The organism is Roseibaca sp. Y0-43 (genome assembly GCF_020667835.1).
Lineage (GTDB): Bacteria > Pseudomonadota > Alphaproteobacteria > Rhodobacterales > Rhodobacteraceae > Roseinatronobacter.
Window position 1 is genome coordinate 35,208 of sequence record NZ_JAFMPR010000003.1, and the last position, 13,998, is coordinate 49,205.

General features: G+C 63.1%; 11 protein-coding genes. 4 read left to right on the forward strand and 7 right to left on the reverse strand.

Annotated features, from left to right (window positions below):
* From J1C52_RS04315 to dnaE, 6 genes are all read right to left on the reverse strand, one after another.
* A complete protein-coding gene (locus J1C52_RS04315) occupies nt 1-816 on the reverse strand; it encodes a 3-deoxy-manno-octulosonate cytidylyltransferase (protein WP_227426699.1) in 816 nt (271 codons plus the stop codon).
* On the reverse strand, nt 813-1,649 hold the full coding sequence (gene kdsA / locus J1C52_RS04320) for a 3-deoxy-8-phosphooctulonate synthase (RefSeq protein WP_227426700.1): 837 nt from the start codon (nt 1,647-1,649) through the stop codon (nt 813-815). Before kdsA ends, J1C52_RS04315 begins: the two co-directional genes overlap by 4 nt.
* Before the next feature lie 74 nt (nt 1,650-1,723).
* Nucleotides 1,724-2,320: a hypothetical protein gene (locus J1C52_RS04325; RefSeq protein ID WP_227426701.1), complete on the reverse strand. Its 597-nt coding sequence runs from the start codon at nt 2,318-2,320 to the stop codon at nt 1,724-1,726.
* Between the two features lie 21 nt (nt 2,321-2,341).
* Nucleotides 2,342-3,388 carry a hypothetical protein gene (locus J1C52_RS04330; RefSeq protein ID WP_227426702.1) on the reverse strand — a complete coding sequence of 349 codons (1,047 nt, stop codon included), beginning with the start codon at nt 3,386-3,388 and terminating at the stop codon, nt 2,342-2,344.
* Between the two features lie 128 nt (nt 3,389-3,516).
* Nucleotides 3,517-3,912, reverse strand: a complete 396-nt coding sequence (locus tag J1C52_RS04335) for a hypothetical protein (RefSeq protein ID WP_227426703.1) — start codon at nt 3,910-3,912, stop codon at nt 3,517-3,519.
* A gap of 762 nt (nt 3,913-4,674) precedes the next feature.
* On the reverse strand, nt 4,675-8,112 hold the full coding sequence (gene dnaE, locus J1C52_RS04340; RefSeq protein WP_227426704.1) for a DNA polymerase III subunit alpha: 3,438 nt from the start codon (nt 8,110-8,112) through the stop codon (nt 4,675-4,677).
* A 155-nt stretch (nt 8,113-8,267) separates the two neighbouring features.
* Between dnaE and J1C52_RS04345 the strand changes: the two genes are divergently transcribed.
* Genes J1C52_RS04345 through J1C52_RS04360 form a run of 4 tightly spaced genes read left to right on the forward strand, consistent with a single transcriptional unit; the run spans nt 8,268 to nt 12,929 of the window.
* Nucleotides 8,268-9,800 (forward strand): ABC transporter ATP-binding protein, encoded by a 1,533-nt coding sequence (locus J1C52_RS04345; RefSeq protein WP_227426705.1) that lies wholly within the window; start codon nt 8,268-8,270, stop codon nt 9,798-9,800.
* The gene (locus J1C52_RS04350) at nt 9,797-10,882 is read left to right on the forward strand and encodes an ABC transporter permease (RefSeq protein ID WP_227426706.1); all 1,086 of its coding nucleotides are present in this window, start codon (nt 9,797-9,799) and stop codon (nt 10,880-10,882) included. Before J1C52_RS04345 ends, J1C52_RS04350 begins: the two co-directional genes overlap by 4 nt.
* Complete coding sequence (locus J1C52_RS04355; RefSeq protein ID WP_227426707.1) at nt 10,879-11,811, forward strand: ABC transporter permease; 933 nt, start codon at nt 10,879-10,881, stop codon at nt 11,809-11,811. The genes J1C52_RS04350 and J1C52_RS04355 overlap by 4 nt, the downstream gene beginning before the upstream one ends.
* A 38-nt stretch (nt 11,812-11,849) precedes the next feature.
* Nucleotides 11,850-12,929 carry a BMP family ABC transporter substrate-binding protein gene (locus J1C52_RS04360; protein ID WP_227426708.1) on the forward strand — a complete coding sequence of 360 codons (1,080 nt, stop codon included), beginning with the start codon at nt 11,850-11,852 and terminating at the stop codon, nt 12,927-12,929.
* Nucleotides 12,930-12,978: 49 nt separating this feature from the next.
* On the opposite strand, the gene J1C52_RS04365 is transcribed toward J1C52_RS04360, so the two are convergent.
* Nucleotides 12,979-13,896, reverse strand: coding sequence for a patatin-like phospholipase family protein (locus J1C52_RS04365; RefSeq protein WP_227426709.1), 918 nt, complete (start codon nt 13,894-13,896; stop codon nt 12,979-12,981).
* Nucleotides 13,897-13,998: the final 102 nt, after the last annotated feature.

A 13,998-nucleotide genomic window follows, 5' to 3' on the forward strand; every position in this document is an offset into this window, starting at 1 on the left:
TTAGTCCCAGCCCATTTTAGCTAGATAGCCCTCGATCAGAGGGGTATCGGACGGGTTATTCAACTCCCAGAACACCGCGCCGGGGGCCGACACCTCTACCACGCGCACCGGGTGGCCGTTTTCCAGAAAGCGCAACTGTTCCAGCCCTTCCAACGCTTCCAGCGGCCCCACGTCCCAGCCCATATAGGCATAGAGCGCGGCACGGCGGTAGGCATATAGGCCCACATGGTGAAACACCGGCACCACGCCATCGACCACGCCACGGCCATTGGTGAAGGGGATCACCTCTTTCGAGAAATACAGCGCATGGCCCAGCCGGTTCGCCACCACGGTGGTGGCCCCCACGCGCCCAGCCGCGCGGTCGGCGATGAAGTTCTGCACGGCGTCCGTGTCGCAGCGCAGGATGGGTGTGGCGATGCCGCAATCGGGATCATCGCGCATGGCTTGCACAAGGGCGGTCACGAAATGCGGCGGTGTCAGCGGTGCGTCGCCTTGCAGGTTGACGATGATCTCGGCATCCAGCCCCGCGTTCTGCACCGCTTCGGCCACGCGCTCGGTGCCATTGCGGCAGCTCTCAGAGGTCATGATGACCTCGGCCCCGATGCGCGCGGCCTCTGTCGCGATGCGGCTGTCATCGGTCGCCACATACAGCGCGGCCTGCACGCCCATATCGCGCACAGCAGCGCGGCCCGCTTCGACCGAGCGTTCCAGCAGCGTTTTCACCTGCCCGGAGGCACCGCGCAAGGGCGCCAGCGGCTTGGCCGGAAACCGGGTAGAGGCATAGCGCGCCGGGATGATGATCGCGATCTTGCTCATGCCGCCAGACCCTTGGCCAACGCATCGAAAGCGCGCAGTTGGGCGATCAGCCCTTCCATCTGGTCCACCGGGATCATGTTCGGGCCGTCAGACGGCGCGGTGTCGGGAGCTTCGTGCGTTTCAATGAACAAGGCCGATACGCCCACAGCACAGGCCGCGCGCGCCAGAACCGGCGCGAATTCGCGTTGCCCGCCCGATGTGGTGCCCTGCCCGCCCGGTTGCTGCACCGAATGCGTGGCGTCGAACACCACCGGATAGCCGGTCTGCGCCATGATCGGCAGGCCGCGAAAATCGCTGACCAGCGTGTTGTAGCCAAAGGACGTGCCCCGGTCGCAGAGCATGATCCGATGGTTGCCGGTGGACGCGATTTTCTCGGCGACGTTGCCCATGTCCCATGGTGCCAGGAACTGGCCTTTCTTGACGTTGATCGCCGCGCCCGTTTCGCCTGCCGCCAGCAAAAGGTCGGTCTGGCGGCATAGAAAGGCCGGAATCTGCAACACGTCGCAGGCTTCGGCCGCGGGTGCGCATTGGCGCGCATCATGCACGTCTGTCAGCACCGGGCAGCCGAATTCGTCGCGGATTTTCGAGAGGATCGACAGCCCCTCTTCCATCCCCAACCCGCGCTGGGTGGTGATGGACGAGCGGTTCGCCTTGTCGTAGCTGGCCTTGAAGATGAAGCGCGTGCCGGTGGGCGCACAGGCCGCCGCGATCCGGTCTGCCATCATTCGAGCGTGGTCCAGGCTTTCCAATTGGCATGGCCCGGTAATCAGGGCAAAAGGGTGTTTGGCCCCGATCTCAATATCGCCAACCGTGACAATCCGTGCAGTGCTCATGGGTCTGGTCCTTTGTCGCTTGCCCCGTTGTGTGGCCCGCGACGGCGCTTGTCCAGCCCTGACAGCGCCGCGCCCTAATCGCGCAAGAAACCGCTTTCGAAATTCTGCCGTATGAAGTTGCGGAAACTGTCGAAATGGAACCACGCCACATCGCGCACGGGTTTCACGATCTCGACCCCGAGCGCGCGGCCCTGCACATAGTGCTCTTCCGCGTCCAGCGCGGTGGCGGGGCGCAGCGCGCCGAAATGCTCTGGCATCGCGGCGACGAAACCGTCAATCGCGCGATCCTGTAGCCGAAGCGCATCCTCCACGACCTGCGCGGCGAAAGCGGTATCGACCACGCCCTCGCGGGTCCAGCGCAACAGCGTGCAGCTATAGGTCTTGCCGGGCACAGGCGCGGGGCCAGAACCTTCGGGGAAGAGCGATCCATTGGCGCAAAGCTGGCAGCGCGCGCAAATATCGACCGCTGGCGCGACACGCGCCGCCTGTTCCGGTGCCTCTGGCTGAGGGGCAGGGTCCGGCAGATCGGCGGTGAAATCCATCGCGTCGAAATGGGCGGCGAATTCGGAATTATACCATTCTGCCAGCGGGCGCCCTTCGACACCGCCATTATGGTAGGTGTCGGTCCAGGCAATGTTTGGCGCGGGGCGGGTCATCTGCAAACTGGTCATGGGGCACTCTTTTCGGTCAGGTCAGGCGGCATCGGCCACAGAGGCAAGCTCGCGCGCCACTTCGTCGAACATGGGCACAAGCGGCGCGGTCAGGCGGCTGCGATCGGCAAAGAACATGGCCACGTTGCACAATTGCAGCGCGAAATCGGGATGCAGGCCCACATCGTCACGCGCCACGACCTTGCGCTTAGACTTCCACCCCCGCCGGGCCACTTCGGATTGCATGAGCTGCAAGCGCTGCAAGGCATGGAACACGGTGTAAAGCGACAGGTAGTCCAGCCACGCGTCGCGCGTGCCGGGGGTGTCGGGGTCATAAGCGTCGCGCACCATGTCGAACATGGTCTGCGCATCCAAGGGCCAGCTTTCATCGGCGATCAGCCAGGCGAAATCTTCTGCCCCATGCCGCAACCCGCAATATTCGAAATCGAACCAGCGCAGTTTGCCCGAATCATCCAGCGCGGCATTGCCCGACCGGCAATCCCATTTCACGAATTGGCGCGGGGCAACGCTCAACGCCTCGAACACGGCGAATCGGTTGAAGCCTTTGCCAATCTTCGCGCCTTGCTTTTCCAGCTTGCGCACCGCGTTCACCACCCGCGTGACCCACGCCTTGGTGGACCCGAGCGGCGGCATGTATTTGTGCATCTCTTCCGCGCGGGCGGCACGGTGAATGGAAAACAAAGCCTCGACCGATTTCGCGGCGATCTGTTGGCGGGCGGCGTCGCCCTCTTCGAACATCGCGACATTCAGGCGGCGCTGGCCCGCGTCGCTTTGGAACAGCACATCGTCGGTCAGGCCCAGACAGCGCGGCATCGCATCGCACACAGCCCCCAGCTTGCGCAGGGCAAAGGCTTCGACGCGGGTGCGGCGGAAATTGTCGCGGCAGGATGCAATGGCAGTCACGTCGCCCAGATGCACGCGGTAACTGGCGCGGTAGCTGCCGCCGGGGGTGCTGATACGGGTCAGCCGGTCGCCGAACAGGGTTTGCGCAGCGGCATGGACACGGCGAAAGCGATCCGCGTCCTCCTTGTCCATGTCCATCTCGGCAATGGTCGCTTCAATATCCATAATGCACCTCTATTGCGCCTATCGGGTCAACAAACCACGCAAAAATGGCAGAATTCGGTCGGGCGCGTGGCGCATGGAAAAACCGCCCGATGCAGGGCACCGGGCGGTTTTCAGTCAGCTCAAGGCGATCAGCACCAGTTATGGCTGTCGTCTTCTTCCTCTTCATAGTCGTCGTCGCAATCGGCCTCATCCGCGTTGCCGGTGCTGAACTGCGCAAGGATGTCGTCATCTTCGCTCATCGGCTCCAACGAGAGGTTGCCGTCCTCGTCTTCGACCAGGGTGTAGTCGTAATAGGCCTCGTTGCCATCGGCATCGGTGCCCACCAGCGTGACCTGATAGATTTCGCCGACTTCGACACCTTTTTCTTCCAGATCGGCCAAGACCTGCTCTTCGGCCTCTTCCAGCGGCAGCTCCGCGAAAGTGGTGCCTTCGGGCAGTTCGACCTCGACCACCTGCGCCCAGCCTTCGGGCGACAATTCGCTGGTCGAGCCGTCGTCATTGACGGTGCTGTAGAAGAATTTCATCTTGGCAACGTCGCTGGCATTCTCGTTCGGGCCTTTGCCCGTGCCACCCGACCCGCAGCTACCGCGCGAACCGCGACCATGCGACCCACGGCTGCCACGACTACCGCGCGAGCCTTTTCTTCCACGCGAACCGCGCGACCCACGGCTACCACGTGACCCCTTGCTGCCACGCGACCCGCGCGAGCCACGGCTACCGCGCGATCCCTTGCTCCCCCGCGATCCCTTGCTGCCTTTCGAGCCACGGCTGCCACGCGACCCGGAACCCTTGTGGCCCCAAGACCCGCGACCACCCCGAGAACCCTTGCTGCCGCAGGAACCGGACCCTTTGCTGCCACGCGACCCGCGCGAACCAGACCCTTTGGAACCTTTGGACCCGCGAGACCCGCGACCGCCGTCATCGTGCTTGTTCTTGGCCCAAGAGGCCCATCCGCCAAAAAATCTTGCCATGTTATCTCTCCAAATTCCTATGGATGCCGAGTTCTGCGCGGCATTAAGAAATCCTTAAGAGCAAAATGTGGCGATCCCGGCCGTCGCGCGGCTATCGCGGCCATGTTTTTGACAATTTTTCAAAGCGTTATCGCCGTCAGCGAAACAGTTTTCCAGTCTTTGCCCAGTCTTTGAGGCAATTTGGAAACAACCGAACGGTGCAGTTCGGCACCTGGAAACCCGCCGACCCCGATACCGAATCGATTTCGCTAAGGTAACAACAACAGACCCGACACCGATTCGGGCCACGGAGCATGTTCAGCGGGCGTGCCGGTGCTATAGTTCTTCCACCAGCACCACGCCATCGAGCGATTTGACCGCGCCCTTCACTTGCGGGGTGATGGCGTATAGCTGGCCGGTGTCGATGTCATATTCCTGCCCGCGCTCGGGATCGGTCACGCAAAACCACAAAGGCCCGCGCGCCTGCCCCTTGCCGTAGCGGTCCAGCAGGCTCGCCACCGCAGAGATGGCGGACGGGTCGGCCACATGCACCCGCAAGCCCGCCGCGCCCGCATCCGCCACCACCGCATCAATCGGCTGAATGGCGCGCGCGAGCAATTTCAGCGTGTCGGCTTCCATCGTGGCCTCTGCGGTGATGACCACGTTCATGCCCGGTTCCAGATATTGGCGGCCTGCTTCCAGCGCCTCGGAAAACACAGTCACTTCATAGAGGCCCGTCGAATCGGACAATTGCACGAACGCAAAACGATTGCCCTTCGCCGATTTGCGTTCTTGCCGCGCAGACACCGCGCCCGCGATCTTGGCCATGAAGGGGCCGGATGCGGCTTTCTTCTCGATCTCTGCCAGTGTCATGACCTGCTTGCGCTTCAACGCGCCCGCGTAATCATCCAGCGGGTGGCCCGACAGGTAAAAGCCGATGGCCTGATGTTCCGCGGCCAGCCGTTCGGTCGGCAACCAGTCGTCCACCTTCGCCATGCGGGGTTCGGGAATGTCGCTGCCCGCCTCGCCAAAGAGCGACACCTGGTTGGACGCGCGCGCCTCAAACACGGCGGCCGAATAGGTAACAAGCGCATCGAGGCTTTCGAACACGCGGCGGCGATTGCGGTCCAACTGGTCGAACGCGCCCGCCCGCGCCAGCATTTCCAGCGCGCGCTTGCTCACGCGCTTCAGATCCACACGGCGGGCCATGTCGAAAAGCGTGGCAAAGGGTTTGTCGCCGCGCCCATCGACCAGCAGCCGCATCGCATCGACGCCCACGTTCTTCAACGCGCCCAGCGCATAGACGAGCGCGCCATCGGCCACGTCGAACCGCGCGCGCGAGCGGTTCACGCAGGGCGGGATCACGGCAATGTTCAGCCGGTCCACCTCGCGCTTATAGACCGCCAATTTCTCGGTCAGGTGAATATCGCAGTTCATCACGCCGGCCATGAATTCGACCGGGTAATTCGCCTTCAGATAGGCGGTCTGGTAGCTAACCACGGCATAGGCGGCGGCGTGGGATTTGTTGAAACCGTAATTGGCGAATTTCTCCAGCAGGTCGAACACCTCGCCCGCTTTCTTCTCATCCACGCCGTTTTCAATCGCACCCTTCACGAATTTGGGGCGCTCTTTCGCCATCTCCTCAGCGATCTTTTTGCCCATCGCGCGGCGCAGCAGGTCCGCCCCGCCGAGCGAATAGCCCGCCATGACCTGCGCGATCTGCATCACCTGTTCCTGGTAAACGATGATGCCTTGGGTTTCTTCCAAGATATGGTCGATCGAGGGGTGAATGGATTCGAGCGCCTTTTGGCCGTTCTTCACCTCGCAATAGGTCGGGATATTCTCCATCGGGCCGGGACGATAGAGCGCGACCAGCGCCACGATATCTTCGATGCAGGTGGGTTTCATGCGCCGCAGCGCATCCATCATGCCGGAACTTTCCACCTGGAACACGGCCACGGTGCGGGCGCTGGCGTATAGGTCGTAGGTTTTCTTGTCATCCAGCGGGATGGCAGAGATGTCTATGTCCACGCCTCGCCGTTTCAGCAACTCGACCGCGTTCTGGATAACCGTCAGCGTCTTCAGGCCCAGAAAGTCGAACTTCACCAGCCCGGCCTGTTCGACCCATTTCATGTTGAACTGCGTTGCGGGCATGTCCGACCGCGGGTCGCGATACAGCGGCACCAACTGGTCCAGCGGGCGATCCCCGATCACGACCCCTGCCGCGTGGGTGGACGCATTGCGCAACAACCCTTCGACTTTTTGCGCATGGGTCAGCAGGCGGTCGACCACCTCTTCCGACTTCGCCATCTCGCGCAGGCGCGGCTCGTCGGCCAGCGCCTTTTCAATGCTGACGGGTTTGACCCCTTCGACCGGGATCATTTTGGACAGTTTGTCGACCTGCCCGAACGGCAGTTGCAACACACGCCCCACATCGCGCACGGCGGCCTTGGACAACAAGGCGCCGAAAGTGATTATCTGGCCGACCTTGTCATGGCCGTATTTTTCCTGCGTGTAGCGGATCACCTCTTCGCGGCGGTCCATGCAGAAGTCGATGTCGAAATCCGGCATCGACACACGTTCGGGGTTCAGGAACCGCTCGAACAACAGCGCATAGCGCAGCGGGTCAAGGTCGGTGATCGTCAGCGCATAGGCCACAAGGCTGCCCGCGCCCGACCCCCGGCCCGGCCCTACCGGAATATCCTGTTCCTTCGCCCATTTGATGAAATCGGCCACGATCAGGAAATAGCCGGGAAAGCCCATGCCCTCGATGATGCCCAGCTCGAATTCCAGCCGTTTTTCATACTCCTCGACCGGGGCGGCATGGGGGATGACGGCCAGACGCGCTTTCAGCCCCTCGCGGGCCTGACGGCGCAGTTCCTCGACCTCGTCCTCGGCGAAGCGGGGCAGGATGGGCGCGCGTTTTTCGGCCTTGTAGGCGCAGCGGCGCGCAATCTCGACCGTGTTCTCGATCGCTTCGGGCAGGTCGGCGAACAGCGCCGCCATCTCCTCTGGCGACTTCAGGTAATGTTGCGGCGTCAGGCGGCGGCGTGGCGCGGATTGGTCCACATAGGCACCCTCCTTGATGCACAAAAGCGCATCATGGGCCTCATACATGTCGGCCTTGGGGAAATAGACGTCATTGGTGGCAACCAGCGGCAGACCCAGCGCATAGGCCATCTCGACGAAGGGGCGCTCTGTTATGCGCTCTGCCTCCATCATCTGGCCGTCATCGCCGGGGTGGCGCTGCAATTCGACATACAGGCGGTCCGGGAACGCGCGCGCCAGCCGTTCCAGCAGCGCGCGGGCTTTGGGCATCTGGTTCGTCTGGATCAGCTTGCCCACCGCGCCTTCAGCCCCGCCGGTCAGGCAAATTACACCGTCCGAATGCGCCTCCAGCTCTTCCAGCGTGACCTGCGGAACGGGGCGATCCTTGGGCAGATACAGGCACGAATTCAGCGCCATCAGGTTCATATAGCCCGCTTCCGACTGCGCCAGAAGCACCACGGGCGCAGGCATCCGCAGCTTTTCGCCGGGCGCGGGCGGGTCATAGGCCAGCGACACCTGACAGCCCAGAATCGGCTGCACCCCAAGCCCCGACGCCAGAACCGAGAATTCCAGCGCCGCGAACATGTTGTCGGTATCTGTGACAGCAATCGCCGGATAGCCCTTTTCGGCGCAGGTTTTCACCAGCTTCTTCAGGGGCACCGCCCCTTCCAGAAGTGAATATTCGGTATGGGTGCGCAGATGGATGAAACGGGGGGCGTTGGTCATGGCCCGAGTGTAGTGCAGCCGATTCCGGCGGGAAAGATGGAATGGCCATCGCGCAGGCAGTTTTCCGGCGCAGCGCAGTTCCGTGCAGCTTTCGCTTGCCTCTGCCGCCATGTCACGGTTTCTTGTGGGGCGGTTCGAACAGACAGGCCCATCCCATGACAGCCCATGCGCCCCTTTTGCAGCTTTCCGGCCTAACCAAGGCCTATCCGGGCGTGGTGGCCAATGATGACGTGTCCTTCGACATCGGCCCCGGCCAGATTCATGCGCTGCTGGGCGAGAATGGTGCGGGCAAATCGACGCTGGTGAAAATGATCTACGGGCTGGTCAAACCCGACAAGGGCGAGATGCGGCTGCGCGGGCAGGCCTATGCACCCGGACAGCCATCCGATGCGCGCAAAAGCGGCATTGCGATGGTGTTCCAGCATTTCAGCCTGTTCGATGCGCTGGACGTGGCCGAGAACGTGGCGCTTGGTATGGAAAACCCGCCGCCCCTGCGCGATCTGGCCACCCGTATCCGCGACGTGTCCGAAGCCTACGGCCTGCCGCTGGACCCCGCGCGCTTGGTGGGCGAATTGTCGGCGGGCGAACGTCAGCGGGTCGAGATCATTCGTTGCCTGCTGCAAGACCCGAAGCTTTTGATAATGGACGAACCCACCAGCGTTCTGACGCCCCAAGAGGTGGACATCCTGTTTCGCACCCTGCGCAAACTGTCGGACGAAGGCACGGCGATCCTGTATATCAGCCACAAGCTGGAAGAAATCCGCAGCCTGTGCTCGGAAGCGACCATCCTGCGCGGCGGCAAAAAGGTCGCGACCTGCGACCCGCGCGAGAAATCGGCGCGCGAGCTGGCAGAGTTGATGGTCGGCCAGCTTCTGACCCCGCCCGAACGCCCCGAACGGCCCTTTGGCGACGTGGTTTTGCAGGTGGACGGGCTGTCGCTGGCATCGAACAACCCGTTCGGCACATCGTTGAAAGACATCAATTTCGCCCTGCGCGCGGGCGAGGTGCTGGGCATTGCCGGTGTCGCAGGCAACGGTCAGGACGAGTTGCTTCTGGTCCTGTCAGGAGAGCTTGCCAGCCCGTCCGACCGTGTGCGCCTACTGGGCCAGCCCGTGGGGCACCTAGGACCGAACGGGCGGCGCGAGTTGGGTCTAGTCGCCGCGCCCGAAGAACGGCTGGGCCATGCCGCCGCCCCGGATATGAGCCTGACGGAAAACGCCTACCTGTCGGGCGCGCATCGCAAGGGGCTGGCCAAGAACGGCTTCATCGACTGGGCCAAGACCCGCGCTTTCGCGGAATCCGTGATCGCGCGGTTCGACGTGCGCACACCGGGACCGCATGTCGTGGCGCGCGCGCTCTCTGGCGGCAACTTGCAGAAATTCGTGATCGGGCGCGAGATTGAACAGAACCCCGCCGTCATCATCGTGAACCAGCCCACTTGGGGCGTCGACGCATCCGCCGCCGCCACCATCCGACAGGCGCTTCTGGACCTTGCGGGCCAAGGCGCGGGCGTTGTGGTCATTTCGCAAGACCTGGACGAATTGCTGGAAGTGGCCGACAGTTTCGCAGCCCTCAACGAAGGCCGTCTGACCCCGCCGCGCCCCGCCAAGGGGCTGACGGTGGATGAAATCGGCCTGATGATGGGCGGCGCGCATGGAATGCACGCGGCAGAAGGAACGGCGCAATGATCCGGCTGGAAAAACGCCTCGCACCGTCGAAACGCGCGCAATACCTGAACCCGTTTCTGGCGGTGCTGCTGACCATGATCGCGGGCGGGCTGATGTTTGCCGCCCTTGGCAAAGACCCGATCGCGGCCATTCGGCTGATCTTCTTCGACCCGATCTTCTCGCAACAATTCGGCAGCTTCTCGCGCCCGCAACTGCTGATAAAATCCGCGCCGCTGATCCTGATCGCCGTGGGCCTTGCCATCGGGTTCCGCGCGGGCATCTGGAATATCGGGGCAGAGGGACAATATATTATCGGCGCCTTGTGCGGCGCGGGCGTGGCGCTGGCGTTCTATCCGGTCGAGGGGTGGTATATCTTCCCCCTGATGGTGATCGCGGGCGCTTTGGGCGGGTTCTTGTGGGCCATGATTCCGGCCATTCTGAAAACCCGGTTCAACACCAACGAAATCCTCGTCTCGCTTCTGTTGGTCTACGTGGCCGAGCGCTTGCTGGCCGCCATGGCGCTTGGGGCCATGCGCAACCCGGACATCGCGGGCTTTCCCGGCTCGCGCGATTTGCGCCGGTATGAAAGCGCGCATAACGCCGACCTGATCGCGGGCACGGGGATGCATTGGGGCGTGGTCGCGGCCATTATCGCGGTCATCTTCGCCTATGTCATGATGACCCGTCACAGCCTTGGCTATCAGGTGCAACTGGCCGGCCAAGCCCCGCGCGCGGCGCGGTTTGCCGGTGTCTCTCCTGCACGGCTGGTCGTGATCTGTCTGGGCATTTCCGGCGTGTTGGCGGGCCTTGCAGGCATGTTCGAGGTCAGCGGCCCATCGGGCCAAGTCCGCATCGACTTTGCCAGCGGTTACGGCTTTACCGCGATCATCGTGGCCTTCCTTGGCCGGTTGAACCCCATCGGCATCGTTCTGGCGGGGCTTTTGCTGGGCCTGACCTATATCGGCGGCGAGTTGTCGCAGATGATGTTGCAACTGCCCGGTGCCGCCATTCAGGTGTTTCAAGGGATGCTGCTGTTCTTCCTTCTGGCACTGGATTTCCAGACGAATTACCGCCTACGCTTCACGAAAGGAGCGCGCGCATGATCTTGGGCTCTATCCAACCTGCCGTTCTGATCGCCGCCCTGATGGTCGCGGCCACGCCCATCCTGCTGGCCGCCATTGGCGAATTGGTCGTCGAAAAGGCGGGCGTGCTGAACTTGGGCGTCGAGGGCATGATGATCCTCGGCGCGGTCGCGGGCTTCATCGTCGCGGTGCAGACCGGAAACCCCACCTTGGGATTCATAGGCGCGGCCGTCGCGGGCGGGCTGCTGGCGCTGCTATTCGCGCTGCTGACACAGGTGCTGATGGCCAATCAGGTCGCGTCGGGCTTGGCACTTACGCTGTTCGGTCTGGGCCTGTCGGCGCTGCTGGGGCAAGCCTATGTCGGCATCTCGCCCCCGCGCACGCCCAAGCTGGACCTTGGGCCATTGTCCGACATCCCCTTTCTGGGCCGTGCATTCTTCAGCCATGACGCGCTGGTCTATCTGGCCATCGCCATCGTTATCGGCGTGTGGTGGTTCCTGAAATACAGCCGCGCGGGGCTGATCCTGCGCGCGGTGGGCGAAAACCACGACGCGGCGCATGGGCTTGGCTACCATGTCAAACGCGTGCGCGCGCTGGCCATCGTGTTCGGCGGTGCCTGCGCCGGGCTTGGCGGCGCTTACCTGTCGCTTATTCGCGTGCCGCAATGGACCGAAGGCATGACCGCGGGCGCGGGCTGGATCGCGCTCGCGCTGGTTGTGTTCGCAAGCTGGCGGCCATTCCGGGCGCTGGCGGGTGCCTATCTGTTCGGCGGAATCGTCGTTTTGCAACTGAATCTGCAAGCGGCAGGCGTCAAGATACCCGTCGAATACTTGTCAATGTCGCCCTACCTGATAACGATCATCGTGCTTGTCTTCATTTCGTCGGGCAAGGCGCGCGGGTCGCTCAATGCGCCCGGCTCGCTGAACCGGCCCTTCCACGCCTCTGGCTGAGGCAATTCGCTGCCATAACAACAGGGAGAACACCCAACATGATCTTCAAATCAATCCTTGGCGCCGCCACCGCGCTTGGGCTTGCGCTTGCCGCGCCCGCCTTCGCGCAGGACGACAAGACCACTGTCGGCTTCATCTATGTCGGCCCGGTGGGCGACCACGGCTGGAGCTACACGCATGACCAAGGCCGCCTTGCGGTCGAGGCAGAGTTCGGCGATGCGGTGGAAACCACCTTTGTCGAAAGCGTGGCCGAAGGCCCGGATGCCGAGCGCGTCATGACCCAGATGGCGCTGAGCGGCGCGGACATCATTTTCGCCACGTCCTTTGGCTATGGCCCGGAAATGAACAATGTCGCGGCCAACTTCCCGGACATCAAGTTCGAGCACGCGACCGGCTACATCCAGGAACAGCCCAATGTCAGCCTGTATAACGCGCGCTTCTACGAAGGCCGCGCCGTGATCGGCCATATCGCGGGCAAGATGACCGAAACCAACAAGGTCGGCTACATCGCGTCCTTCCCGATTCCCGAAGTTATCATGGGCATCAACTCTGCCTATCTGGCAGCAAAGGCCGTGAACCCCGATGTCGAATTCTCGATCATCTGGGTCTATTCCTGGTATGATCCGGCACAAGAAGCCGCCGCCGCCGAAGCCCTGATCGAGCAGGGTGCCGACATCATCATGCAGCATACCGATTCGACCGCGCCGCTGACGGTCGCGCAGGATGCGGGCGTCATGGGCTTTGGCCAGGCTTCCGACATGTCGTCCTTCGCACCCGAAGCGCATCTGACCGGCATCATGGATGTCTGGGCGCCCTACTACATTGAACGCGTCCGCGCCGTGATCGACGGCACCTGGGAGCAGGGCAATGTCTGGCACGGCATCGCCGATGGCATGGTGGGTTTTGCGCCCTTCAGCGACAAGATCCCGGCAGATGTCCGCGCCGAGGCAGAGGGCATGATCGCCGCCATCGCAGATGGCAGCTTCCACCCGTTCACCGGCCCGATCAACCGTCAGGACGGCACCCCGTGGCTGGCCGAGGGCGAAGTTGCCGATGACGGCACGCTTCTGGGCATGGATTTCTATGTCGAGGGCATCACCTCGGAAATCCCGAACTGATCTGGTGCTGATCTGACCTTCAAACCCCCGGCCCCGCGCCGGGGGTTTTTCATTGCCCGGACAAAAGCGTTTCGATCCAGTCGGCCTGTGCCATGGTCACGCGGTAGCCTTCGGCTATGGCCTCTGACGCGCGGTGGAACTGCATGATGTTCATGTCGCCCAAGCGCGCCGAAATCAGCACATGCGGCGCATCCGCCGCCAGCCGCGCGCGGCGGATCTGGTCGCTCATCATGTCGATCGTGGCGTTTATCAGGGCGGTGTAGCTGGGCGGGCTGGGGGATTTGGCCGCATCGTCGCCCGGCCCCGCCTGCCAGATACGCGACAGCGGGTCGGGCAGTTTATCCGCCACCTGCCCGAAAATATCCGACATGTCGGGCAGGCCGGGCCAATCCTCTCCCGGTCGCCAGAACTGCCCTGCGGTGGCGGCGTTGGGGTTCACGGCGATCACTACCCGCGCGCGCGCCGCCAGAAGCGGCGATACCGGCACCGGGTTGACCACGCCGCCATCAATCAGCCAATGCCCGTCAATACAGACCGGGCTAAGCACCCCCGGAATGGCGACAGAGGCGCGGGTCGCGGCCACCAATGGCCCCTTTTGCAGCCAGATCTCGCGGCCCGTGGCCAGATCGGCGGCCACGGCGGTAAATGGCAGGCCCAGATCCTCTATCTGTTTGTCCAACCCGATCTCTGTCAGCATGTGCCGAATGCTGGTGCCACCCACCAAACCGCCGCCGGTCAGACGCATGTCTATCAACTGCCACACGCGGCGCGGGGTCAGGGCGCGGGCCCAGTCCTCCAGCGCGTCCAGCGCGCCGCCGGCATAGGCCGCACCGACCACTGCCCCCATCGAACTGCCCGCGATGATGTCGGGCGTGACCCCCATCTCGTCCAACGCGCGCAAAACGCCGATATGGCACCACCCGCGCGCCCCACCCGTGCCCAACGCCAAGCCCAGCTTCGGTGCCATCGTCACAGTCCTTGAAACCCCGTTTCAAACCATCATGCCCCCGCGCGCCACGGCTTGCCAGCGCCGAATGGCCTGCGCTATCCAAGCGGGCGAAAGGATGAC